Origin of the sequence: Nissabacter archeti, assembly GCF_018257325.1 — a bacterium.
GTDB lineage: Bacteria > Pseudomonadota > Gammaproteobacteria > Enterobacterales > Enterobacteriaceae > Chimaeribacter > Chimaeribacter arupi.
Window position 1 is genome coordinate 175655 of record NZ_JAERKB010000011.1, and the last position, 24014, is coordinate 199668.

Genomic DNA, 24014 nt, shown 5'->3' on the forward strand with positions numbered 1-24014 from the left:
TTAGTCTTTATTCGTACAAAACTTCAAGCAGTTGTTTTAAGAAATTTCGGAGGCGGAAAATGAAAAGGATTGGGGTTGTCATCTGTGGAGACGCTTTTTCAGATAAAAATGAGATCAATGAAACAGAATTAGTCATAAACACGCTGAAAAACCACGGCGCCACGGCGACTTTTTTCACTTTTTTATCAGATCAAGCTATTGATAATAAAGATAATAATCAAAAGGAAGAAAAGGAGGGAAGCAAGGTAGCAGATCTCTTCACTGGACTGACCTCCTACCCCTTGTCAGACCTCTCAGAAAGAGAAAAATTTATGCCGGAGGCACTTCTTATTTTATCTGCAAACGGTGTACCGGTTTACTTTAAAACGAAAGAAAATAGTATCGAACAGACGCCGTCGAGCCAGGCTTATATGGACTTCTTCACGGAAATATATAAGCAAGAGTTAACAATAGGTCTGGTGGGGAAATGTGCTGCCCTGGCGCCCTTACTGGCGCAGGCTCCGGTCAGGGTCACATTAGGGAACGATCCCGATTGCACGGAACTGATTGAGGAATTAGGCGGTGAAGCAGTGATTTGTCCTGCGGACGACATCGTGATTGACGATGATCACCGCATAATGACCACACCGGGCTTTCTGGCAGGCGGTTCTGTTGCAGATATTTCACAAGGAATTGATAAGCTCATAACACGTATTTTAGGTGCGTGATTATGTGGCGCAAACAGCATCCCTGGGGTGCACGCTTTTGGCTACGCGGCCTTAAATGGCTGGCAGGCGGGATAATTACGCTCTGGGCAGGCCTGATCCTGATCTTTTCCGTGATGCCGGTCCCGTTTTCTGCCGTGATGCTGGAACGCCAGCTGAGCGCCTGGTTTACGGGTAACGTTAGCTACGTTGCCCATTCCGACTGGGTGCCGATGGAGGAAATCTCCCCGGCGATGGCGCTGGCGGTGATGGCGGCAGAGGATCAGCGCTTCCCGGAACACTGGGGGTTTGATGTCGCCGCGATCCAGTCAGCGCTGTCACATAATGAGCGCCGGGGCAGTTCGCTGCGCGGGGCATCGACGCTGACCCAGCAAACCGCGAAAAACCTGCTGCTGTGGGATGGGCGAAGCTGGGTGCGTAAAGGGCTGGAGGCCGGGCTGACCGCCGGGATTGAGCTGGTCTGGACAAAGCGGCGCATCCTGACGGTTTACCTTAACATCGTGGAGCTGGGCGACGGGGTATTTGGGGTGGAACAGGCCGCACGCACCTATTTCCATAAACCTGCCAGCCGCCTGACTGCCTCTGAAGCCGCATTACTGGCCGCCGTGCTGCCCAACCCGCACCGCTATAAGGTCACGGCCCCCTCAGCCTATGTACGGGGCCGCCAGCAGTGGATTTTACGCCAGATGCGGCAACTGGGTGGGGAAGGGTTCCTGCGGGCACACCAGTTATAGTACGGGCACAGGGAAAAGCAGCCGGGCGATACGCGCCCGCTGTTTTCCACGGAAATCCGCTTCTTTAATGCGGTGAGCCCGGCCACTGAGCGTACTCCTGCCACTCAGGCAAGGCCTGCCATTAAGGTAAGCCTGACCATTCAGGCAAGCTCCGCTATTAAGGCAACCCTGCGGCATTAAAACCCGCCCGGTGACCGGCATCCGCGCTGCCGGCCACCTTCCCCCGGCCGGTGCCTTGATGCTGCCGGCCACATCCGCTCTCTCAGGGACGGATGCCCCAACGCGGCCTCTGTGGTTACCCCAAAAAAATGCATAAAAAAACGGGTGCCGTGATGGCACCCGTCAGCAGTCACGCGCGGTTATTTCAGGTCGGTAAAGGCGGTGGTGACATGTTTCACCCCGCTGACCTGGCTGGCAATCTGCGCGGCGGACTGGCCTTCCTTCGGCGTTACCAGCCCCAGCAGGAACACTTCGCCATTCTCGGTAGTTACTTTGACGTTTGAGGATTTCACCGTGTCGCTGGTCAGCAATTGCGAACGGACTTTGGTGGTGATCCAGGTGTCTGACGAGGCGGTGCCCAGGCTTACCGGGGTGCCCTGACGAATTTCGTTATAGACTTCGCGTGCGCCGTCTACACCCATCGCGATTTGCTTGGCGCGGGTCGCGAGGTCAGTGGTCGGGGCCTGGCCGGTCAGCAGCACTTTGCCCTGATACGCCGTGACCACCACGCGTGCCTCTTTCTTAAGTTGCTGGTCTTTGCTCAGGGCGTTGCTGACACGCGCTTCCAGCGTTTCATCATCAACCTGGGTGCCCACAGTGCGGGGGTCCGTCGCGGTTTTGGTGGCTACGGCCGCGCTGCCAACCACCACAGCGCCGACGCAACCCTGCAACAGCAGGGCGCTGCACAACACAGCCAGTGTTAATCGAACCTTCATTGGTGCTCCTTAATCATCCTGGTGAGGAAACAGGGTGTTATCTATCAGATCACACAGGCAATTCACGGTGAGCATATGCATCTCCTGAATGCGTGCGCTGCGGTGGGAGGGAATACGGATCTCGACATCCTGTTGGCCGAGTAATCCCGCCAGTTCGCCGCCATCGTACCCGGTGAGCGCGACAATCGTCATGTCACGGGTGACCGCTGCTTCAACCGCTTTCACAATATCACGGCTGTTGCCGCGGGTCGAAATAGCCAGCAGCACGTCCCCGGCGTGGCCCAGGGCGCGGACCTGTTTGGCATAGACCTCATCATGCAGCCGGTCGTTGGTGATGGCGGTTAACACAATGTTGTCCGCACTGAGGGCAATGGCGGGCAGGCTGGGGCGCTCAGTCTCAAAACGGTTGATCATGCTGGCGGCAAAGTGCTGGGCATTGGCGGCAGAGGTGCCGTTGCCGCAGCAGAGGATTTTGTTACCGTTCAGCAGGGATTGCACCAGCGTCAGAGCCGCACGGGAGATGGCATCGGGCAGGGCTTCCGCCGCTGCGATCTGGGTTTGGATGCTTTCGGTAAAGCAGGCTTTGATTCTTTCCAGCACGTGAGTTAATCCAGTCAGTAAAAGGGCCGGGCGGGAGCACCGGTTAACATATCATTCCGCATTGAAGGCATTGGGCAACCATTCCAGGCATTCGCCGGTGATGGCCAGCACATCAAAACGGCAAGGTGAGGTGTCAAAACTGGCCTGCCGCCGGGCCAGCCAGACGCTGGCCGCATACAACAGGCGCTGACGCTTCTGCCGGGTGATGCTGGCAGCCGCACCGCCGAACGCGGCGCTGCGCCGGTAGCGTACCTCCACAAATACCCAGGTATCCCGGTCACGCATGATGAGGTCCAGCTCACCGCCGCGTACCCTGACATTGGCAGCCTCAAACCGCAGGCCGGCCCGTTCCAGATAGCGGCGTGCCTGTTGCTCATAGGCGATGCCGGTGTCGCGTGTCCCTGGGGGGGAGGTCAGCATGGCGTCTGTCCTGTCTTCATGCTGAGGGGAAAAGCAGCGGTTGTCTACTTCCCCTCTTCACCCGGCCGGGGCAACGCGCCCCGGCGCGGGCCATCAGTTGGCGGCGACCAGCGCGCCGCCGCGGTATTGCAGCCACGGCAACTGGCGGTGGATCACACAGTCACTGTTGGCGCTCAGGCCACCGGTGGTGCCGGGCAACTGGAAGCCGGGGATCTGGCGGAGTTCAGCGAAATGATTCGCCAGCGTCCAGGCATCCATTCCCATTGCATAGAGCCGTACCAGCGAGTAGTCATTGCGGAATTGCGCGCTGGCCTGCTGCATCAGCTGCGGGTTGGCCCCGGCCAGCAGTGGGATGTCGCTGAACTGCAACCCTTCCATCTCCAGCCGGTAATCCGGGCCGGCCCCGGCCTGATAGCTGCGGGAGCTGGCGTAGAGCGCGGTTTTGCTGCGGGAGCTGGTGGACATGTCGATCATCGGCTTGATCAGCGTCATCTCATCCTGCGTGGCGATGATGTAGACCGCGTCCACATTGCCGGACGGCGCAGCAGAGGCGCTGATCTGCGCATCGGTCGGCGGTGCCGGAATGGTAATGCCGCCGATGGTCACGCCCTGCGGCTCCGCAGGCGCGGCGACCGGGGCCGGGTTAACCGGCGTGCCGGTCAGGCGGATGCCTGCGCCGCTGTTGATTGCCTGCTTGAGTTCGCCGGTGGAGCCAAAGCCCTGTTTCAGCACTGTCTGGCCGCCCTGTTTTTGCCACTCATCGGCAAAGGCGGTGGCAATCCGGTCGCCCAGGCTGCCGCGCGGGGCCAGCACCAGCGGCATCTGTTTGTGTTGCGCCCAGATATGGCGGGCTGCGTCGCGCGCCTCATCTTCCGGCGACAGCGCGAAATAGCAGAGGTTCGGCAGGTTAGTGACCTTCTCCGGCTGGTTCAGCGCCAGGATATTCAACGGCGTCTGGGTGGTGGCGAGCTGCTCAACGTGGCTTTTCAGCAGCGGGCCAACCACCAGCGTGGCGCCATCCTGTTGCGCCTGCGCCAGCAACGCGGGCAGCGGCTGGCTGTCGGTGTCATACACTTTGACCTGTGTATTACTGACGGCCGGGGCCGGGGCGACCGGAGCAGGGGCCGGTTCAGCCGGGGCGGCTGCGGTATCAGCGGGTGGTGCCGACGGGCTGACGGCCGCATCCGGGTCAGCCGGGGCCGCGTTCGGGTCAGCAGGTGCGGCGGCCGGGTCAGCCGGGGCAGGTGCAGCGGCCGGTGGGGTGGCCTGTACACCATTCTGCGCCGCCATAAAGCCCTGCTGGATGGCGTTGCCGAACACCTGCGCCTGGCCGCTCAGCGGCAGGAACAGGGCAACTTTCGCGGTGGAGGCCTGCTGGAAGTTGAGCACATTATTCAGCTGGGTCGGCAAGGTTTTGGCGGCCGGGTTTTGCGGGTAGCGGGTCTGCCACTCCCGGATGCCGGATTTCAGGGCGTCCGGGTTTTGCATATTGTCCTGATAAACCCGCAACAGGTCGAGCCAGCCCTGCAACACATTCTCATCCGCATTGATCGCCAGCGTGCTGAGATCCTGCGGGGTCAGCTGGGTCAGCGCCATCCAGGTACGGTCGAGGTTGTCCTGGTGCGGCTGGCCGCTCAGCGTCGGTTCCTGCGCAATGTACGCGCGGATCAACGGCAAACCGGGGCGCGCCTGGCTGGCAGCAATCAGCGCCTGATAGTAACGGGCGCGCTGGCTGGCAGAGAGCAGATCCGGGTGGAGGGCGTCCAGCGTGCCGGCGGCGGCCGGGGCGTTGCCCTGGGCCAGTTGCAGTTCGGCGGTCAGCAGTTGCTGTTCCTGCCGTTGGACATCACTGAGCGTCTGCGGTAGTTTGCCGAGCTGTTCGGCTGCCTGCGGCAGCTTCTTCTCATTCAGCAGGGCGCGAATGGCGAGTAATTGCCAGTCAGCCTTGTTATCATCGCCGCTTTGCTGCATCTGTTGCAGATAGTAATCAGAACCGGCGGTTGCCGCGTCCTGGATGTTGACGGCCGGGGCCTGGGTTGACGGGCCTTGACAGCCGGCAGCAATCAGGGCGGCCAGCAGAACAGGCACAAAGCGCCCTTTACGGCGTCGAACGACATGTGAGGAAAGCATACTGTATCCAGTGATGTTTTTTTCAAGATGCTCAATATTAAATCGGCATTCCGGACGAAACAATGAATCAACACGATCAGGCAGTGATTTCTGCATCAACGCTTTATGTAGTGCCGACCCCTATCGGCAATCTGGGTGACATCACCCAGCGGGCGCTGGCGGTTCTTCAGGGCGTGGATCTGGTTGCTGCTGAAGATACGCGCCATACCGGCCTGCTGTTACAACATTTTGCAATAAATGCGCGACTCTTCGCACTTCACGACCACAATGAACAGCAGAAAGCGGAACTGCTGCTGGCGAAATTGCAGGAAGGGCAGAGCATTGCGCTGGTGTCTGATGCAGGCACACCGCTGATTAACGATCCGGGCTACCACCTGGTGCGCCGCTGCCGTGAGGCCGGTATCCGTGTGGTGCCGTTGCCGGGGGCCTGCGCCGCCATCGCGGCGCTCTCTGCCGCCGGCCTGGCCTCAGACCGCTTCTGCTATGAAGGGTTCCTGCCTGCCAAAACCAAGGCGCGCAAGGATACGCTACAGGCGTTGATTGAGGAACCGCGCACCCTGATCTTTTACGAGTCCACCCACCGGTTGATCGACAGCCTGAGCGATATGGTGACGGTGCTGGGGGCCGATCGGTACGTGGTGCTGGCGCGTGAGCTGACCAAAACCTGGGAGTCTATCCACGGCGCGCCGGTGGGCGAGCTGCTGGCCTGGGTATTGGAAGATGAGAACCGCCGCAAAGGCGAGATGGTGCTGATTGTGGAAGGCCATAAGTCCACCGAAGAGGCGCTGCCTGCCGAGGCACTGCGCACGCTGGCGTTGTTGCAGGCGGAATTGCCGCTGAAAAAGGCGGCAGCGCTGGCGGCGGAGATCCACGGTGTGAAGAAGAATTCGCTCTATCGTTATGCCCTGGCGCAACAAGAGGGTGACATTCAGGACGAAACCGCCTAATATGCGCGCCGGAGTTGACCAGACAGTCGCCGCTTCACTGCCGTCCCTTTCGGGGGAGACAGGTGGAGGGGAGGAAAGTCCGGGCTCCATAGGGCAGGGTGCCAGGTAACGCCTGGGAGGCGCAAGCCTACGACAAGTGCAACAGAGAGCAAACCGCCGATGGCCCGCGCAAGTGGGATCAGGTAAGGGTGAAAGGGTGCGGTAAGAGCGCACCGCATGGCTGGCAACAGTTCATGGCACGGTAAACTCCACCCGGAGCAAGGCCAAATAGGGGTTCACATGGTACGGCCCGTACTGAACCCGGGTAGGCTGCTTGAGCCAGCGAGCGATTGCTGGCCTAGACGAATGACTGTCCACGACAGAACCCGGCTTACCGGTCAACTCCACTCCATATAGAAAAGCCCGGATCAGGCAACTGATCCGGGCTTTTTGCTGTTTGCGTAAGCCTGCTCCCCGGCACAGCTCAGGTTGCCGGGCATCGTGCATCACGCTGTTTTTCTGGTTTATTCACGTTCTGGTTTATCAACGTACAGGTGCTGTGTGCAGGCAATGCCTGTCTTAACCTGCCGCAAGGGCGGCGGGAAATCGGGTAATCAGGTCGGCAAATCAATCAGCAGGGCGCGCATCGCACTCTCGGCCACGATAGTCAGGCTCTGCTCTTTATAGATAAATGCCCCGTCGCCGCAGGCCAGCAATTGCTGTTCATCCCCGGCGGCGTTATGCGCCTGCACCCGGCCATGAATCGATTGCAGGTAGGCGCGCGGCCCGTGGATGCTCAGGGTGTGGCGCTCGCCCGCATGCAGGTCAAGCTGGTGCACCCAGGCCTGCTGGCGCAGTTGCAGGCTGCCGTCCGCGCCGTCCGGCGAGGCGATCAGCTGGCAAGGGGCGCTGCGCAACGCCAGGTGTTGCAGGGCATCGCTCACCCGCTCCGGGCAGGCGTCGAGCCAGAGCTGCATCCGCGTCAGCGGCTGGTCAGAACTGACGTTCTGTTCGGTGTAGGTCACATCCTGCCGGGTGGCCAGCAGCAGTGCCTCACCGGCCTGCGCACGCAGATGGTTGCCGAGGCTGTCGCGGTATTCCGCTTCGCCCTGCAATATCAGGTTCAGCACATCCACCCTGGGGTAGCTGCGCGGTTGCAGGGCGGCACCGGGGGCCAGCACTTCCTGGTTCAGGACGCGCAGCGCGGCATAGCCCATGAGTTTGGGGTCAAAATAGTGGCCGAACGAGAAGGTGTAGCGGGCTTTAAGCCAGCCAAAGTCCGCTTTCCCGCACTGTGTGGCTGCTCTGCAAGTAATCATGACTGAGGCTCTCATTATTCAATAGGGAAATGGTAAGCGTCTGGACGCCGGATTGTTAGCCAGTTAATCTGGTTGGCATATTCAAAAATCCTGACAGAGAAGAATCATGGCCAAAGATCGGGCATTGACGCTGGAAGCGTTACGCGTAATGGATGCAATAGATCGCCGCGGCAGTTTTGCCGCCGCCGCGGATGAACTGGGCCGTGTGCCGAGTGCCCTGAGCTACACCATGCAGAAGCTGGAAGAGGAGCTGGACGTGGTGCTGTTTGACCGCTCAGGCCACCGGACAAAATTCACCAATGTCGGGCGGATGCTGCTGGAGCGCGGCCGGGTGCTGCTGGAGGCGGCCGACAAGCTGACCACCGATGCCGAAGCGCTGGCGCGCGGCTGGGAGACGCACATCACCATCGTCTGCGAGGCGCTGTCGCCTGCCGTGCAGCTGTTCCCGCTGATTGAGCGGCTGGCGCAAAAAGCCAACACCCAGGTGTCGTTGCTGACTGAAGTGCTGGCCGGGGCGTGGGAGCGGCTGGAGCAGGGGCGGGCGGACATCGTTATCGCGCCGGACATGCATTTCCGCTCCTCGTCCGAGATCAACAGCCGCAAGCTGTATAAGCTGATGAGCGTCTACGTGGCCGCGCCGGACCACCCGATCCACCAGGAGCCGGAGCCTTTGTCAGAGATTACCCGCGTGAAATACCGCGGCATCGCGGTAGCAGACACCGCCCGCGAGCGCCCGGTGCTGACGGTGCAGTTGCTCGACAAACAGCAGCGGCTGACGGTAAGTACCATTGCGGAGAAGCGGCAGGCGTTGCTGGCGGGGCTGGGTGTGGCCACCATGCCTTACCCGATGGTCGAGCAGGACATCGCCGAGGGGCGGCTGCGGGTGGTGAGCGCGGAGTACAACCGTGAAACGGACATCATCATGGCGTGGCGGCGTGACAGCATGGGCGAGGCGAAAGCCTGGATGCTGCGCGAAATCCCGAAACTGTTCCAGCACCTTCAGCAATAATGGCGGCGGGGCCGGGCATCACTGCCCGGCCCCGCACGTTTTCCCTTACAGCCCGTCGGTTTCCCCGTCACGCTCCGGCGTACCAAAGCGCGTATCGCGCCCATGTTCTGCCAGCAGATCCTGTTCCGGCCCGATGGAGATCACCCCCGCCGGGTTGATGGTTTTATGGCTGCGGTAGTAGTGGTTGCGGATGTGCGCCAGATCCACCGTCTCCTCAATGCCCGGCATCTGGTAGATGTCACGCAGGAAGCCGTACAGGTTAGGATAATCGCTGATCCGGTGGCGATCGCACTTGAAATGGGTGACATACACCGGGTCAAACCGCACCAGCGTGGTCCACAGCCGCAGGTCAGCCTCAGTGAGCTGGTTACCGGTCAGGTAACGTTTGAAACTCAGGATCTGTTCCAGCCGATCCAGCGCCTCAAATACCCCTTCCACCGCCGTGTCATAGGCCGCCTGGCTGGTGGCAAACCCGGCTTTGTAGACGCCGTTGTTCACCTTGTCATAGATCCAGCTGTTGAGATCGTCGATCTCACCGCGCAGCGCTTCCGGGTAGTAATCCCCGGCGCGGGCGCCCACGGCATCAAACGCGCTGTTGAACATGCGGATAATGTCAGCGGACTCGTTGCTGACGATGGTCTGCTGCTGTTTGTCCCACAATACCGGCACCGTCACGCGGCCGGTGTAATCCGGCTGGGCTTTCAGGTAGAGCTGATAAAGATAGTCAAGCTGGTAGAGGGAGTCGCCGGTGGCGGCCGGGAAATCACTGCCGAACGTCCAGCCGTTTTCCAGCATCAGCGGATGTACCACCGACACCGGGATCAGCGTCTCCAGCCCTTTCAGTTTGCGCATCAGCAGAGTGCGGTGCGCCCACGGGCAGGCGAGGGAGACATACAGGTGGTAGCGATCCGGCTCGGCGCGGAAGCCGCCGCGCCCATGCTCACCCGCTTCACCGTCCGCGGTGACCCAGTTACGGAACTGTGAGGTGGAGCGCTTGAAATGGCCGCCGGTTGATTTGGTGTCATACCAGGTATCCTGCCAGACACCGTCAACTAATTGTCCCATGATTCTCTCCTTCCTTCAGTATTCGCGGGGGGCAAAAGGGCAAGGCGGGAACGGCCCGGCACTTACCCTTATCATGTGCTGCGTTAAGTGTAGCGGATCACGCCCGGCTTAAGGTTTTGGCGGCCAGCAGGCGCTTTTTCAGCAGCGCATCCAGGCTGAAACCACCGGCACCGGCCACGCTCAGCGCCAGGAAGCCCCCGGCAATCGACAGGTTCTTCATAAACATCATCTGGTTCATGCCATCAGCAAAGTTACTGTGGAAGATAAGCGCCGTCAGGATAGTGAAGATGGCGGTGATAAACGCCGTTGTACGGGTCAGGAAGCCGAACAGGATGGCCAGGCCGCCGCCGAACTCCAGCAAAATGGTCAGGGGCAACATAAAGCCGGGCACGCCCATGCTTTCCATATACTGCTGGGTGGCGCTGTAGCCGCCGATTTTGCCGTAACCCGCCGTGATAAACAGGATTGGCATCAGGATGCGTGCCGCCAGCAGACCGGTATCTTCTAATTTCTTCATCATCTTCTTCACCATTATTTTGCCGGGGCAATCTGCACCCGTGTGAGGTATTGTGCGCCTCAGGCCAGCAATGACGCGGCATCAGGCTGTTTCGCTATTCGATGGAGAGAAGTGTAGGGGAGGCGTGAAAAAGATGTAAGCAAGGAAAACTGCTGGATAACATCAAAAAAACTGACTAAAGGTTAAAGCAGGAAAACGGAGGGAAAAGAACACGGTAGCGCACCGGCTACCGTGGGGAGAGGGTATTGCGGATCAGTTTAACGGTGCCCCAGATGCCGATGGCACGGCGGCCCCACTGCATCACCTTATTCGGGTGACGGGCGGTATACACCGCCATCAGGCTGGAACCAATCGCCAGGTACTTTTTCATACCCATCAGCTTGATCCAGCCCCGGTCATAGGGGGCGGTTGCCACCAGCCACTGATCACACTCATCCGTCAGATCCGCGCGCTGCTGCTGAATCAGGTAGAGCAGGCGCAGTTTTTCGGCATGGCGTTCACGGGGTCTCATGGAATTTTCTTCTCCAGCAGGGCGCGGTCAATCTGCAACTGACGGCGTGTGGCCCCGAGCAGCGTGGAGCGTTTGGCTTTCACCAGTGTCCAGATGCCGACCCCCAGCGCCAGTGCCAGCAGAATGCCGGTGGTTATCCACAACGCCGGCTGGCGGTAAGCCGGGTCGATCGCCCAGAAGATCAGTACCAGTAAACTGACCAGGCCAAAGGCCAGCAGGATTAATGAGATACCGGTCATCAGCAGCAACTGCACCAGGTGGGATTTCTCCTCCTCCAGTTCCAGTACCGCCAGCTTCACGCGGGTTTCAACAATGCCAACCACGGTGGTGACAACACGGTGCGCAACATCCAGGGCCCCTTTCGCCGGGCCCTGGGAATCAGTGGGTTTGCGATAATCCGTCATATCAGCGTCGTGCAATCAGAACGCCGATGATGACGCCGACAGCAGCACCGATGCCGACCCCTTTCCACGGGTTATCATGGACATAAGAATCCGCCTGGCTGGCGATCTCCTTGGTCTGGTGGACAACTTTGTCACTGGTGTCGCTCAGGCGCACGCGGGTGTCTTTCAGCGTGCTTTCAGCACGGCTGCGAAGTCTGTCCCATTCGGCCAGCGGCTTCTCCGAAGAGGAGCGAAGCACATCTTCCAGCGTATCGGCCAGTGACTTGAGTTCTGCACGTAAACTATCCGAGGTGTAATCTTTTGCCATCAGGTGACTCCTTCATTTACAGGACGGTCTTTTTAACATAGAGGATTTCCGGCGGTGCGCAAATGCGATTAATCTGGTTGATTCTTCACGCTTTTCACCGCGCCGTCACGCAGCCGGAAGGGGGCTCAGGCCCACCCGGCCGGGTTATTGCCCGGCTTCGCGCAGCTCCGCTATCGCCTCTTCCAGTTTTTGCTGGCGTACGGCAATTTTTTCCTTATCGCCGCTCGCCTGTGCTTCCTTCAGATCTTGCTGCCGTTCTGCGACCTCCTGCTGCTTTTCCTTTACCTTATCGGCTTTTTCCGCCGACAGGCTTTGGGCAGTGCAGTTGGCTTTGACCGCCGTCAGCGCCTTTTGCAGGCCATTCAGCCGGTCAGCCTGGCCCTGTTCACGGGCGTGGGCCATCTGCTGTTCGATCGCCTGCGCCTTGCTCTCGCAGGTTTCGACCGGTGCCGCGACACACGCCGCTGAAAACAGCGACAGCGAAAGGAAGAGTGTCAGGGGGGCGTGAAACGTCATCATCCGGTTCCTTATTTATGTCCGGGCGGGGCAACAACTTCCACCCGCCACAGCGTTAAGCATAGACGGGAATTACGCATCCCCCCAAAAAAACAGGCTTTTTCGGAAAAGTTTTGTGTCACAGGCCAAAAAAAACGCGCCGTGGCGGCGCGTCTGCAGGCAGAGGGGCAGTACCGGCTAGCCGGTACGCAGCTGATCATGGGTCAGCTTCTTTACCCAGGTTTGCTCGGCACTGACGGCGCGCTGCTCCACGATATAACCCTGGGGAAGGATCACCGAGAGCGCCTCACGTGCGGCCTGCTGCTGCTGGGGCGAGGCCAGCCGGATTATCAGGGTGTCATTTTCCGGCGTAATGCTTTTGATGCGGATGCCGCGCTGGTCCAGGTTCTGGTAAACGAAAAAGCCGTCCGGCAGGGTCAGCCCGTGCCGCTCAGGGCGGATAGAGAGCGCGTTCTCCTGGCTGTTGCCGCGCGGCAGGGCCAGCAGGCCCAGCACGGCGAAGGCCACCATCAGGCAAATCAGCCACTGCCAGCGCAACGGGGAGCTCAGGTACGGGAGCTTCATACATTATTTCCTTTGTCTGAACTGCCTTGCCGCTTACGCCACAGCACCACCAGCGAGCCAATCAGGCCCAGCACCAGCAGCACCAGCGGCAGCATCATCAGGCAGAACATCAGTTGATCTTCATATTTTAAAAACAGCGGCGTCTTGCCGAGGAAAAAGCCCATCGTGGTCAAAATCACGACCCACAGGAAGCCGCTCATCCAGTTAAAGAACTGGAAGCGGCCGTTGCTGAGGCCGGAAAGCCCGGCAATGGTGGGCAACAATGTGCGCACGAAAGCCAGGAAACGGCCAATCAGCAGGGCAGACAAGCCATGCCGGTGAAACAGGTTATGCGCCCGCTGGTGGTACTGGGCGGGCAGGTGCGACAGCCAGCTCTGCACCAGGCGCGTATTGCCGAGCCAGCGCCCCTGGATGTAACTGAGCCAGCAGCCGAGGCTGGCGGCAGTGGTCAGGATCACCAGCGTCAGCGGGAAATTCATAGTGCCTTTGGCGATCAGCACACCTACCAGAATCAGCAGGCTGTCACCCGGCAAAAAGGCCGCCGGCAGCAGGCCGTTTTCCAGGAACAGGATAATAAACAGTAAGATATAAATGGCCCAGACCAGCGTGGGGTCGGCCAGCAAGTCAAAATTTTGGTGCCACAATGCGTGCAGCAGCTCTTTGATGATATCCATGTAGCGCGTCCGGAAACTCCATAACTTTTTAAGCCCGGTTTCCACAGTGACATCCTGTGCTGTGTTTCTTACCGGCCGATTAACGGGCGGAGGGCGGAGGTATCACGGGAGGGCCGTGACGTAACTTTCCCGCGTATTATCCGCGGGTTACCTGTTTTGGCGGCATTTATCTTAAAAACGGGTAAAAAAAGTGGTCTAACTGTAACAAAAACCGTCAGAACGAAACAGCGGTAATCACACGGCTTCAATCATGTTTACACTGCATTGTATTAAGGCGGAAAAAAGCCGGACAGGTTTTACATAAATTGACATAAACGGCGGGCAGAAAAAAACCGGCTGACGCCGGTTTCAGGGAGCTGGGGCCTATTTGGGCAGGCTCAGGTGGCTTTCCAGATGTACCACCGGGTTTTCGGCGAACAGGTAACGGTCAACGTTAAACTCGAAATCGTCGGTGGTGGCATGGAACAGCATCTGTTTGGTGTTCTCCAGGTGCTGCCACATCGCCAGCTTGGCGGCGTGCGGGTCTTTGCGCATCAGCGCTTTCAGGATCTGGTCATGATCCTCGCACCAGCTCTCAATTGACTTGTCATCAATGTGTTCATGCAGCTTCAGCCAGTAGGGGTTGTGCACCCGCTGGCTCCACATCTTCTCGACAATGGCGGCCAGGGCGCTGTTTTGGGTTGCCAGCGCCACCTGCACATGGAATTTCAGATCCCACTGCGAATCGCGGAAGCGATCCTCCTGCCGGGCGTGCTCCTGAATCTCCATCAGCTGCACAATATCCTGCTTGGTGACCTGCGTGGCGGCAAACTCCGCGATGTTGCTCTCAATCAGCTGGCGTGCCTGCAACAGCTCGAACGGGCCGACGCTGGCAAACTCCATCTCGGCGCTCGGCATCACCAAATGCTTCTGTTTGCTGGAGATGACATGGATGCCCGACCCTTTGCGCACCTCCACATACCCTTCCACCTCCAGCATGATGATCGCTTCCCGCACCACGGTACGGCTGACGTTCATCTCTTCAGAGATATAGCGCTCTGCGGGCAGCTTTTCGCCCACCGGATAAACCCCGGACTCGATACGCTGTTTAAATTCTGCGGCCAGTTGCTGATAAAGCCGTCGCGATTCGGTGAATTCCATGACAGTGCTCTTGGGTAAAGGTAAGTGGAAAAAGCCGGCGGTGATGATAGCAAGTTATGGCGGGCATGTTTACCCGAAGTCTTCCCTGCGCCATAACCTGTTATACCACTTTACTATAGCGCAGCGGCGGGGCGGGGCCTATGTCTCAGGGCGCAAAAATGAAAAAACCCGGCACACCGGCCGGGTCAGGGAAGGGCAGTCACCGGGGCGTCAGGCTTTTGCCGTGGCCGGCAGCTCGGCCGCCGGTTGCAGTTCCGCGGCCGGGCGGTTTTGCAGCACCGTCCAGATAACCACCGCACCCAGCAGGTCAAACACCGCCAGCGCAGCGAACAGCGGGCTGAAGCCCAGCGTATCCGCCAGCGCACCGACCACCAGGGCAAACATGGTGCTGGCCGTCCAGGCCGCCATGCCGGTCAGGCCGTTGGCGGTCGCGACTTCATTGCGGCCGAAGACGTCTGAGGAGAGGGTAATCAGCGAACCGGAGAGCGCCTGATGGGCGAAGCCGCCGATGCACAGCAGCGCAATCGCCGCATACGGGCTGGTGAACAGGCCGATGGTGCCGGGGCCGATCATCAGCACCGCGCCCATGGTGACCACCAGTTTGCGCGACACAATCAGGTTCACGCCAAATACCCGCTGGAACAGCGGCGGCAGATACCCGCCGACGATGCAGCCGAGGTCAGCAAACAGCATCGGCAGCCAGGCGAACATGGCGATCTCTTTCAGGTTGAAGCCGTAAGCCTTGAACATAAACAGCGGGATCCAGGCGTTAAAGGTGCCCCAGGCCGGTTCCGCCAGGAAGCGCGGCAGGGCGATGCCCCAGAACTGGCGGTTTTGCAGGATCTGCCAGGCGCTCATCTTTTTGGCGTTATTGGTCTGGTGCTGCGCTTCCTGGCCGTCCAGGATGTAGCTGCGTTCTTCGTTGCTGAGTTTCTTTTGATCTTTCGGGTGTTTGTAGAAGATCAGCCAGCAGATCGCCCAGGCGAGGCTCAGCACACCGGTAATAATGAAGGCCATTTCCCAACTGTGCGCCACAATCGCCCAGACCACCAGCGGCGGGGCGATCATCGCGCCGATTGAGGAGCCGACGTTGAAATAGCCCACGGCGATTGAACGCTCCTTCGCCGGGAACCACTCACTGCTGGCTTTCAGCCCGGCCGGGATCATCGCCGCCTCGGCCATGCCGACCGCCCCGCGCGCCAGCGCCAGGCCGCCCCAGCTATTGGCCAGCGCCGTACACATACAGAAGATGGCCCACATCACGGCGAACATCGCATAGCCGATTTTGGTACCGAGCACGTCCAGAATATAACCGGCGACCGGCTGCATCACCGTGTAGCAGGCCGAGTAGGCGGCGACGATATAAGAGTACTGCTGCGTGGTGATGTGCAGCGAGCTTTCGAGGGTGGGTGCCGCAACCGCAATCGCATTGCGCGTCAGGTAACCGAGCACGGTGCCGACGGTCACCAGCGCAATCATGTACCAGCGCAGCCCTTTGATCTTACGCATATAACTCACTCCCAGTCATTTGATAGGCGATGGGTGCCGCGGGATGCGGCCCCAGAACACAACGGCCTTCCCAGGGAATGGCCGTTGGCGCTTCGTATAGTTTTTATGGGAGAAGCCCGGAAGCCGGGGCTTCTGCCGGCACGCACCGCTTAAGCACGCCGGAAAGGGGCTGCATCCGGCCCCGCCGTGGCAGGTAAGCGGAACCGGTGCAGCACAAAACGCAAGCACCTTAACTTGTCATACAGATTTAAAAGTTGAGTGACATCACAAAACCCATTTTTCAATTAGGGAATACTGCTAACCATGCGGGAAGGGTGCGACAGCGCACGCATTTTTACCTTTTAAGCCGGAACGGCCCGGCCCGGCACGGTACAATCAGGAGACTGGGTGCCATAAGAAAGTGCTGGACGCCCCCCGGAATTGGTGTGATAACTTTATCCGCAACACGGACCCTGTTTCGAATGCAAGGTGAGGAACCTACTATGTCGTCATTTATGACCGAAGATTTTCTGCTCGACAGTGAGTTTGCCAAACGGCTTTACCATGACTATGCCAAAGACCAGCCGATTTTTGACTACCACTGTCACCTGCCGCCGGAGCAGATCGCCCAGGACTATCAGTTCGCCAATTTGTATGACATCTGGCTGAAAGGCGATCACTACAAATGGCGGGCGATGCGCACCAACGGCGTGGCAGAACGCTTCTGTACCGGTGATGCCTCCGACTGGGAAAAATTCCTCGCCTGGGCCGATACCGTGCCGCATACCCTCGGCAACCCGCTCTACCACTGGACGCACCTCGAGCTGCGCCGCCCGTTCGGCATCACCGGCACGTTGCTGTCAAAAGAGACGGCGGAAGAGGTCTGGCAGCGCTGCAACGCGCTGCTGAGCCAGCCCGCCTTCAGCGCGCGCGGCATCATGCAGCAGATGAACGTGAAACTGGTCGGCACGACGGATGACCCGGCCGACTCGCTGGAACACCATAAAGCGATTGCCGAAGACCACAGTTTTGACATCAAAGTGCTGCCGAGCTGGCGGCCGGACAAGGCGTTCATTATTGAAGCACCGGGCTTTACCGACTACCTGACCCGCCTGAGCGCCGCGGCGGACGTCGCCGTCTCCCGCTTCAGCCACTTGTGTGATGCGCTGACCGCCCGGCTGGATCATTTCGCCGCGCATGGCTGTAAAGTGGCCGACCACGCGCTGGACGTGGTGGTCTATGCCGACGCGGATGACGCCACGCTGGACGGCATCCTCGCCCGCCGGCTGACCGGTACGCTGCCCACCAAAGAGGAGAGCGCCCAGTTCCGCACCGCAGTGCTGCTGTTCCTGGCAGCGGAATACCAGAAACGCGGCTGGGTGCAGCAGTACCACATCGGCGCGCTGCGCAATAACAACACGCGGATGTTACAGGCCATCGGGCCGGACATCGGTTTTGACTCGATCAACGACCAGCCGCTGGCGGAGCCGCTGTCCCGCCTGCTGGACGCCCAGGCGCGCAACAATGCGCTGCCGAAAACCATTCTTTACTGCCTGAACCCGCGGGATAACGAAGTGATCGGCACGATGGTCGGTAACTTCCAGGGCGAAGGGATGCCGGGCAAGATGCAGTTCGGTTCCGGCTGGTGGTTCAACGACCAGAAAGACGGGATGCAGCGCCAGATGACCCAGCTCGCCAACCTCGGCCTGCTGAGCCGCTTTGTCGGGATGCTCACCGACAGCCGCAGCTTCCTCTCCTACACGCGCCATGAGTATTTCCGCCGTGTCCTCTGCCAGATGATGGGCCGCTGGGTGGCCGACGGCGAAGCACCGGCGGACATCCAGTTACTCGGCAGCATGGTGAAAAACATCTGCTTCGATAACGCGAAAAACTATTTTGCGATTGAGCTGAACTGATGCCGTGGGCGGATCGCTCCGCCCGTTTATTCCTTGTCAGGCGACGGCCGTTAAAGGTTGATTATGCAAAGCATCATAAAAATACACTCTCTGGATAATGTCGCAGTCGCCCTGCGCGATCTCGCCGCCGGTGAAACCGTCACGCTGCACGATCAGCGGCTGGTGCTGCCGCAGGCGGTGGCGCGCGGCCATAAGTTCGCCCTGCAACCGATTGAGGCCGGGCAGCACATCATCAAATATGGCCTGCCGATCGGCCATGCGCTCACGGCAATTGCTGAAGGTGAGCACATCCATTCACAGAACGCCAAAACCAATTTAAGCGATCTGGATGAGTACCGTTACGTGCCGGAAGCCGTGCCGCTGCCCACGCAACCGGCGGATCGCGAGGTGCAGATCTACCGCCGGGCCAACGGCCAGGTCGGCATCCGCAATGAGCTGTGGATAATCCCGACCGTGGGTTGCGTCAACGGCATCGCCCGCCAGATCCAGAGCCGTTTCCTGAAAGAAACAGAGGACGCGCCGGGCATCGACGGCGTGCACCTGTTCGGCCACACCCTTGGCTGTTCGCAGCTGGGGCAGGACCATGAGAACACCCGCACCATGCTGCAAAACATGGTGCGCCACCCGAATGCCGGCGCAGTGCTGGTGATCGGGCTGGGCTGTGAGAACAACCAAGTGGATGTGTTCCGCAGCACGCTGGGCGAGATTGATGAATCGCGCGTGCGGTTTATGGTCTGCCAGCAGCAGGACGACGAAGTGGAAGCCGGGCTGGAGCAGTTGCGCGCGCTCTATCAGGTGATGCGTGACGACCGCCGCGAGCCGGGCAGGCTCAGCGAGCTGAAATTCGGGCTGGAGTGCGGCGGCTCGGACGGCCTGTCCGGCATCACCGCCAACCCGTTGCTGGGGCGCTTCTCCGACTATGTGATCGCCAACGGCGGCACCTCGGTGCTGACTGAAGTGCCGGAGATGTTCGGGGCCGAACGCATCCTGATGAGCCGTTGCCGCGACGAAGCGACCTTCGACAAAACCGTCAGCATGGTCAACGATTTCAAACGCTACTTTATCGCCCATAACCAGCCGATCTACGAAAACCCGTCGCCGGGCAACAAAGCGGGCGGCATCACCACGCTGGAGGAGAAATCCTTAGGCTGCACCCAGAAAGCGGGGCAGAGCCAGGTGGTGGACGTGCTGAAATATGGCGAGCGGCTGAAAACGCCGGGGCTGAACCTGCTGAGCGCGCCGGGCAACGATGCCGTCGCCACCAGCGCGCTGGCCGGGGCAGGCTGCCACATGGTGCTGTTCAGCACCGGCCGCGGCACGCCGTACGGCGGGTTTGTCCCGACGGTGAAGCTGGCCACCAACAGCGAGCTGGCGGCCAAAAAACCGCACTGGATCGATTTCGACGCCGGGCAGTTGATCCACGGCAAGCCGATGGATCAGTTACTGGCGGAGTTTGTGGATCTGATCGTGGCGATCGCCGACGGCAAACTCACCTGCAACGAGCGTAACGACTTCCGTGAACTGGCGATCTTCAAGAGCGGGGTCACGCTGTAGATCGCACGATTGGGCCAACCGGGCAGCGGCCACGCGGTTGTCATGCTTACCCCCACTGGCTAAAATAGAAACAGCGTTTCATATCCGGCGCTCTCTCAGGGGGCGCCGTTTTCATTTGCGGCAGCAGCTTTTCGGGCGGGGCAGGGCGTATGACGTTTTACGGGTTCGCACAAGGCGTCGGGGTGCTGGCGTTTCTGGTCGGCATCACGATGTTTTTCAACCGCAATGACCGCCGCTTCAAACAACAGCTCGCCACCTACAGCGCCATCATCGGCACCCACTATTTCCTGATGGGCGCGCACTCCGGCGCGTTCAGCGCCTGGCTCAGTGCCATCCGTACGCTGGCCGCGCTGCGCACCCGCAGCCTGTGGGTGATGTGGCTGTTCATTGCCCTGACGCTCGGGCTGGGGTTGGGCAATGCGCGCCACCTGATGGAAGTGCTGCCGATTTGCGGCACCGCCATCAGCACCTGGGCGCTGTTCCGCACCTCAGGGCTGACCACCCGCTGCGTGATGTGGTGCTCCACCTGCTGCTGGGTCGCGCACAATATCTGGCTCGGCTCGATTGGCGGCTCGCTGATTGAGGGCAGTTTCCTGCTGATGAACGGCCTGAATATTATCCGGTTCTACCGACTGCAACGGCGCGGCATCGATCCATTCAAAGTCGAGAAAGCGCTAAAACAGGAAGAAGAGGGTGAAACGCTGCCTTCCGGCAAAGCGGGCTAGGCGTCACGGCGGGAAACGGGGGAAGGGAAGAAACCGGTATGCGGCGCATACCGGTTAACGGCCATCAGCGGCGGACAGCGATCGCTTCGATCTCGATCTTCACATCTTTCGGCAAGCGGGCCACTTCCACACAGGAGCGCGCCGGGAACGGGGCGTCATGCTCGTTGAAGAAGGCTTCATAGGTGGCGTTGACGGTGGCGAAGTCGTTCAGGTCTTTCACGAACACCGTGGTTTTGACGATATCCGCGACGTTCAGGCCCGCCTGTTCAACGATCGCTTTGACGTTCTCCAGCGACTGGCGCGCCTGGGCGGCGATGTCGTCCGCCACGGCACCGGTTTTCGGGCAGACCGGGATCTGGCCGGAGGTAATAATCATACTGCCGAGGTCTACACCCTGGACATAAGGGCCGATGGCGGCCGGGGCGAGTTCAGTGCTGATAGTGCGGGACATGACTTCTCCTGGTTATGGGTTAAGCATCCAACGCATTATAAGGAGCGGGCGGCGCAATGCACAAGGCACGCCGCCGCGCCGGTCAGTCGTTATTCAGCACCACCTGGCGGCTGAACGCTTTCTCGCAATAGTTGCAGGTCAGGCGCACATCATCGCCACGGGACGTGACGCTGAAGCGGGAGGCCACCGGCTCGCTGCGGCTGATGCAGTTGCCGTTCGGGCAGCGCAGCACGCCGTGGATCTGCTCCGGCAGCGTCGGCATGATTTTGCCGACCACGTCATACTCATCAATGCGGTTGACGGTGGCGTCCGGCGCGTAGAGCGCCAACTGGTTCACCTGCTGCTCGGTCAGGAAGGTGTTCTCAATTTTGATGATGTCTTTGCGGCCCAGCGCGTTGGACGGCAGGTTCAGGCCGATGGTGATGCGCTGTTCGGTTTCCGTCAGCTTGAACAGCGTCAGCAGTTTGAACCCGATGCGCGCCGGGATGTGGTCAATCACCGTGCCGCATTTGATGGCTTCCACCTGCAATTTGTTTTCATGACTCATGGTTGCGCCTCCTTCAGGCCGTCAGATCAGCGGGTAATTCAGGGGTCAGGACCAGCGCCAGCAGCGCCTGGCGGGCGAAGATGCCGTTACCGGCTTGCTGGAAATACCAGGCGTACGGCGTTTTATCGACGTCCGGCGTGATCTCGTCAATCCGCGGCAGCGGGTGCAGCACTTTGAGGTTATCGCGCGCGCCGGCCAGATCGGCAGCGCGCAGCACGAACTGCGCCTTGACGTTGGCATATTCGGACGGGTCGAGCCGCTCTTTCTGCACCCGCGTCATGTAGAGGATGTCCAGCGCCGGCACCACCTCTTCAATATTGTCATGCAGGCTGTATTCAATGCCGCGCTCTTCCAGCATCGCGAGGATGTACTCCGGCATCGCCAGTGCATCCGGGGCGATGAAGTAGAAGCGGTTGCCTTCAAATTTCGCCAGCGCCTGGGTCAGTGAGTGCACCGTGCGGCCATATTTCAGGTCACCGACCATCGCGATATGCAGGTTATTCAGCCGCCCCTGGGTTTCGCGCAGGGTGAACAAGTCCAGCAGGGTCTGGGTCGGGTGCTGGTTTGCGCCGTCCCCGGCATTCAGCACCGGCACGCCGCCGGAGAACTCCGCCGCCAGCCGCGCCGCGCCCTCCTGCGGGTGGCGCATCACAATCGCGTCCACGTAGGTGCTGATCACTGAAATGGTGTCGGCCAGCGTTTCGCCCTTTTTCCCAAGCGACGTGTTGCTGCTGTCAGAGAAGCCGACCACCGACGCGCCCAGCCGGTGCATGGAGGTTTCGAACGAGAGGCGGGTGCGGGTGGACGCCTCAAAAAAACAACTGGCGATCACGCTGTGCTTCAGCAGCTCCGGCTGAGGGCGCGCTTTCAGCGCGGCGGCGGTGTCCAGCACCAGCTCCAGCTCTGCACGGCTGAGATCGTTAATTGAGATGATGTGTTTTTGATACAACGGGTTGGCCATAGTTGCTCTCCTGTTCGTCCCCCTGCGCGGGGAATGCCGGTGTGTTCGGGCATCGGGTCTTTTGGGCGTGTGATATACGCGGGTGCCGGAACGCAGACAAAAAAAAGCCCCTCAATGAGGGGCTTTCTGCGATCGGGCAACGGGAGGAAAAACGGCGTCGCGCCCCTGTGGGGACAGGGTGGTGCAGCGGTATTCAGCAACCAGAACAGCAACGTTTTTCATGGATTCTCCCGGCAAATTGTCGCGCATTATACGCACGCCGTTTTACTCTGCAAGCGCAAACTACCGTCCTTGCAGTCATAACAAGCGTAACAGCGCAATCGATTGTCTGCCTGCTTTACGCAATATCATGCGTCAGCCGGAAACGTTACCCCGATCGCGGTAGCGTCACACACCCGGCGTATAATGAAACGCTATTTCACTTTAACCAGGGGCGATCATGATTACCGGGAATATCCATGCACTGGCACTGCTGCCATACCTGCCGGCACCGTTGTGCGCGGCGATTGACTATGTAAAACAGAACATTACGGACGAGACACCGTTGGGCAAGCACACCATCTGCGGCAGTGATGTGTTTGTGCTGATCTCTGAAGACAGCACTGAACCGATGGCGCAACGGCGCGCGGAGTACCACGCCGAGTATCTGGACATCCAGATCGTGTTGCATGGCCAGGAGGGCATGACCTTCAGTACCCGCCCGGCGGGGCCGCCGGAAACCGACTGGCTGGCGGACAAAGACATCGCTTTTCTGCCGCAGGGGGAGCAGGAGCGTACCGTGGTGCTCCAGCCGGGCGATTTTGTGGTGTTCTACCCCGGCGAAGTGCATAAACCGTTGTGCGCCGTGGGCGAAGCCGCGCCGGTACGCAAAGCGGTGATCAAGATGCGCGTCAGCGCACTGTAGGCGCAGGCGTTATTTCACCACCGGCAGATCGGCAAAGCGGGTGGTGTAGGCGGGTGAGAGCATCGCCCGCCGCATCTGCCAGCTTTTCTGCACACCCTGGCCGGCGAACCACAGCGAGCCTTTGCCGGTGCGGTTCAGGTGGTCAACTACCTGCATCAGTGCTTCGCTGTTGGCGCGTGGGGCCAGCTCATCAAACAGGCCGAACTGCGCCACGCCCTCGTTATAAAAATCCCCCAGCATCACGCCCGCTTTCATATAGCGATAGCCTTCCAGCCAGATACGTTCAAACGCCTGCATCGCCAGCGCGATGATGTCGCGCGTGTCCTGGGTCGGCGTCTGGCATTGGGCGGTGGCGTGCGGGGTGTAGTGATCGCCCTGGGCGTCATGCGGGCTGGTGCGGATAAACACCGTGACCTGGCGGCAATAGCGGCGCTCGCCGCGCAGCTTCTCCGCCGCCCGCTCCGCAAAGGCGCACACCGCCTGGCGCACCTCCTCTTTGGCCGTAAGCCGGTGGCCGAAAGAGCGGCTGCACACAATCTGCTGCTTCGCCGCAGGCTCCAGCTCCAGCGCCAGGCAGGACTCGCCGCGCAGTTCGCGCACCGTGCGCTCCAGCACCACGCCGAACTGTTTGCGGATAAGCCCGGTATGGGCCTGTGCCAGATCGAGCGCGGTATGGATGCCCATCAGCATCAGCCGCTTGCTGAGGCGGCCGCCAATGCCCCACACGTCGGACACCGGCACCAGCGCCATCAGTTTGCGCTGGCGCAGCGGGTCACTGAGGTCGACCACGCCGCCGGTTTTGCGCCACCGCTTGGCCGCATGGTTCGCCAGCTTGGCCAGGGTTTTGGTCTGGGCAATGCCCACGCCGACCGTCACGTGTGCCTCTTTCTGCACCCGCGCCTGTACCCGGCGGCCATACTCCTCCAGCGGCATCAGCCGCGCCATGCCCTGCAACAGGAGCCAGCTCTCATCGATGGAGTAGTACGCCTGAAG

The 24014-nt window shown here is 60.1% G+C and carries 27 protein-coding genes and 1 other RNA gene; 9 read left to right on the forward strand and 19 right to left on the reverse strand.

Annotated elements, in window-relative coordinates; genetic code table 11:
* Positions 1 to 59: 59 nt before the first annotated feature.
* Together JK232_RS16530 and mtgA are read left to right on the forward strand one after the other, a co-directional pair.
* Positions 60 to 707 (forward strand): type 1 glutamine amidotransferase family protein, encoded by a 648-nt coding sequence (locus JK232_RS16530; RefSeq protein ID WP_212589415.1) that lies wholly within the window; start codon positions 60 to 62, stop codon positions 705 to 707.
* A gap of 2 nt (positions 708 to 709) precedes the next feature.
* Positions 710 to 1438, forward strand: coding sequence for a monofunctional biosynthetic peptidoglycan transglycosylase (gene mtgA, locus JK232_RS16535; protein ID WP_101828801.1), 729 nt, complete (start codon positions 710 to 712; stop codon positions 1436 to 1438).
* Positions 1439 to 1797: 359 nt separating this feature from the next.
* Here mtgA and dolP read toward each other — a convergent pair whose 3' ends face one another.
* The 4 genes from dolP to JK232_RS16555 form a co-directional block, all read right to left on the reverse strand.
* On the reverse strand, positions 1798 to 2373 hold the full coding sequence (dolP, locus tag JK232_RS16540) for a division/outer membrane stress-associated lipid-binding lipoprotein (protein WP_072931767.1): 576 nt from the start codon (positions 2371 to 2373) through the stop codon (positions 1798 to 1800).
* 9 nt (positions 2374 to 2382) lie between these two features.
* Positions 2383 to 2973, reverse strand: a complete 591-nt coding sequence (gene diaA / locus JK232_RS16545; RefSeq protein ID WP_072931769.1) for a DnaA initiator-associating protein DiaA — start codon at positions 2971 to 2973, stop codon at positions 2383 to 2385.
* Between the two features lie 51 nt (positions 2974 to 3024).
* Positions 3025 to 3393: a YraN family protein gene (locus JK232_RS16550; RefSeq protein WP_072931771.1), complete on the reverse strand. Its 369-nt coding sequence runs from the start codon at positions 3391 to 3393 to the stop codon at positions 3025 to 3027.
* Between the two features lie 93 nt (positions 3394 to 3486).
* Positions 3487 to 5523 (reverse strand): penicillin-binding protein activator, encoded by a 2037-nt coding sequence (locus tag JK232_RS16555; protein ID WP_079205293.1) that lies wholly within the window; start codon positions 5521 to 5523, stop codon positions 3487 to 3489.
* A gap of 62 nt (positions 5524 to 5585) precedes the next feature.
* On the opposite strand from JK232_RS16555, the gene rsmI reads away from it, so the two are divergent.
* Positions 5586 to 6470 carry a 16S rRNA (cytidine(1402)-2'-O)-methyltransferase gene (gene rsmI, locus JK232_RS16560; protein WP_212589416.1) on the forward strand — a complete coding sequence of 295 codons (885 nt, stop codon included), beginning with the start codon at positions 5586 to 5588 and terminating at the stop codon, positions 6468 to 6470.
* A gap of 10 nt (positions 6471 to 6480) precedes the next feature.
* An RNA gene (rnpB, locus tag JK232_RS16565) (RNase P RNA component class A) lies at positions 6481 to 6859 on the forward strand.
* 204 nt (positions 6860 to 7063) lie between these two features.
* Here the strand turns inward: rnpB and JK232_RS16570 are convergent.
* Positions 7064 to 7768 (reverse strand): pirin family protein, encoded by a 705-nt coding sequence (locus JK232_RS16570; RefSeq protein ID WP_072931775.1) that lies wholly within the window; start codon positions 7766 to 7768, stop codon positions 7064 to 7066.
* Positions 7769 to 7874: 106 nt separating this feature from the next.
* Here JK232_RS16570 and JK232_RS16575 point away from each other — a divergent pair, with 106 nt between their 5' ends.
* The gene (locus JK232_RS16575) at positions 7875 to 8777 is read left to right on the forward strand and encodes a LysR family transcriptional regulator (protein ID WP_072931777.1); all 903 of its coding nucleotides are present in this window, start codon (positions 7875 to 7877) and stop codon (positions 8775 to 8777) included.
* A 45-nt stretch (positions 8778 to 8822) separates the two neighbouring features.
* Here JK232_RS16575 and JK232_RS16580 read toward each other — a convergent pair whose 3' ends face one another.
* The 10 genes from JK232_RS16580 to JK232_RS16625 all read right to left on the reverse strand — a co-directional run bounded on the left by JK232_RS16580 (position 8823) and on the right by JK232_RS16625 (position 15984).
* The gene (locus tag JK232_RS16580; protein ID WP_072931779.1) at positions 8823 to 9842 is read right to left on the reverse strand and encodes a glutathione S-transferase family protein; all 1020 of its coding nucleotides are present in this window, start codon (positions 9840 to 9842) and stop codon (positions 8823 to 8825) included.
* A 97-nt stretch (positions 9843 to 9939) separates the two neighbouring features.
* The gene (locus JK232_RS16585; protein WP_212589424.1) at positions 9940 to 10359 is read right to left on the reverse strand and encodes a DoxX family protein; all 420 of its coding nucleotides are present in this window, start codon (positions 10357 to 10359) and stop codon (positions 9940 to 9942) included.
* A gap of 226 nt (positions 10360 to 10585) precedes the next feature.
* Positions 10586 to 10870, reverse strand: coding sequence for a YqjK-like family protein (locus JK232_RS16590; protein WP_072931781.1), 285 nt, complete (start codon positions 10868 to 10870; stop codon positions 10586 to 10588).
* Entirely contained in the window at positions 10867 to 11274 is a 408-nt protein-coding gene (locus tag JK232_RS16595) for a phage holin family protein (protein WP_072931783.1), read from the reverse strand. The genes JK232_RS16590 and JK232_RS16595 overlap by 4 nt, the downstream gene beginning before the upstream one ends.
* 1 nt (position 11275) lies before the next feature.
* Positions 11276 to 11581 (reverse strand): ElaB/YgaM/YqjD family protein, encoded by a 306-nt coding sequence (locus JK232_RS16600; RefSeq protein ID WP_072931784.1) that lies wholly within the window; start codon positions 11579 to 11581, stop codon positions 11276 to 11278.
* Positions 11582 to 11725: 144 nt separating this feature from the next.
* Positions 11726 to 12100, reverse strand: coding sequence for a DUF1090 domain-containing protein (locus JK232_RS16605; protein ID WP_079205294.1), 375 nt, complete (start codon positions 12098 to 12100; stop codon positions 11726 to 11728).
* Between the two features lie 174 nt (positions 12101 to 12274).
* Positions 12275 to 12661 (reverse strand): EnvZ/OmpR regulon moderator MzrA, encoded by a 387-nt coding sequence (mzrA, locus tag JK232_RS16610; RefSeq protein ID WP_212589417.1) that lies wholly within the window; start codon positions 12659 to 12661, stop codon positions 12275 to 12277.
* Positions 12658 to 13335, reverse strand: a complete 678-nt coding sequence (locus JK232_RS16615; RefSeq protein WP_072931856.1) for a DedA family protein — start codon at positions 13333 to 13335, stop codon at positions 12658 to 12660. Before JK232_RS16615 ends, mzrA begins: the two co-directional genes overlap by 4 nt.
* A gap of 363 nt (positions 13336 to 13698) precedes the next feature.
* A complete protein-coding gene (exuR, locus tag JK232_RS16620; RefSeq protein WP_072931788.1) occupies positions 13699 to 14475 on the reverse strand; it encodes a transcriptional regulator ExuR in 777 nt (258 codons plus the stop codon).
* Positions 14476 to 14685: 210 nt separating this feature from the next.
* Entirely contained in the window at positions 14686 to 15984 is a 1299-nt protein-coding gene (locus JK232_RS16625) for an MFS transporter (protein WP_072931789.1), read from the reverse strand.
* Between the two features lie 482 nt (positions 15985 to 16466).
* Between JK232_RS16625 and uxaC the strand changes: the two genes are divergently transcribed.
* The 3 genes from uxaC (at position 16467) to JK232_RS16640 (ending at position 20158) form a co-directional block, all read left to right on the forward strand.
* Complete coding sequence (gene uxaC / locus JK232_RS16630) at positions 16467 to 17879, forward strand: glucuronate isomerase (RefSeq protein ID WP_212589418.1); 1413 nt, start codon at positions 16467 to 16469, stop codon at positions 17877 to 17879.
* A 63-nt stretch (positions 17880 to 17942) separates the two neighbouring features.
* On the forward strand, positions 17943 to 19433 hold the full coding sequence (locus tag JK232_RS16635) for a UxaA family hydrolase (RefSeq protein ID WP_212589419.1): 1491 nt from the start codon (positions 17943 to 17945) through the stop codon (positions 19431 to 19433).
* 149 nt (positions 19434 to 19582) lie between these two features.
* The gene (locus JK232_RS16640) at positions 19583 to 20158 is read left to right on the forward strand and encodes a YgjV family protein (RefSeq protein ID WP_072931795.1); all 576 of its coding nucleotides are present in this window, start codon (positions 19583 to 19585) and stop codon (positions 20156 to 20158) included.
* 64 nt (positions 20159 to 20222) lie between these two features.
* On the opposite strand, the gene ridA is transcribed toward JK232_RS16640, so the two are convergent.
* The 3 genes from ridA to pyrB form a co-directional block, all read right to left on the reverse strand.
* Positions 20223 to 20609, reverse strand: a complete 387-nt coding sequence (gene ridA, locus JK232_RS16645) for a 2-iminobutanoate/2-iminopropanoate deaminase (protein ID WP_072931797.1) — start codon at positions 20607 to 20609, stop codon at positions 20223 to 20225.
* An 82-nt stretch (positions 20610 to 20691) separates the two neighbouring features.
* Entirely contained in the window at positions 20692 to 21156 is a 465-nt protein-coding gene (gene pyrI / locus JK232_RS16650; protein WP_072931798.1) for an aspartate carbamoyltransferase regulatory subunit, read from the reverse strand.
* Between the two features lie 13 nt (positions 21157 to 21169).
* The gene (pyrB, locus tag JK232_RS16655; protein ID WP_212589420.1) at positions 21170 to 22117 is read right to left on the reverse strand and encodes an aspartate carbamoyltransferase; all 948 of its coding nucleotides are present in this window, start codon (positions 22115 to 22117) and stop codon (positions 21170 to 21172) included.
* 439 nt (positions 22118 to 22556) lie between these two features.
* Between pyrB and JK232_RS16660 the strand changes: the two genes are divergently transcribed.
* Entirely contained in the window at positions 22557 to 23021 is a 465-nt protein-coding gene (locus JK232_RS16660) for a NanQ anomerase/TabA/YiaL family protein (RefSeq protein ID WP_072931802.1), read from the forward strand.
* 9 nt (positions 23022 to 23030) lie between these two features.
* Here the strand turns inward: JK232_RS16660 and umuC are convergent.
* The coding region (umuC, locus tag JK232_RS16665; protein ID WP_212589421.1) for a translesion error-prone DNA polymerase V subunit UmuC at positions 23031 to 24014 on the reverse strand (984 nt) is incomplete at its 5' end.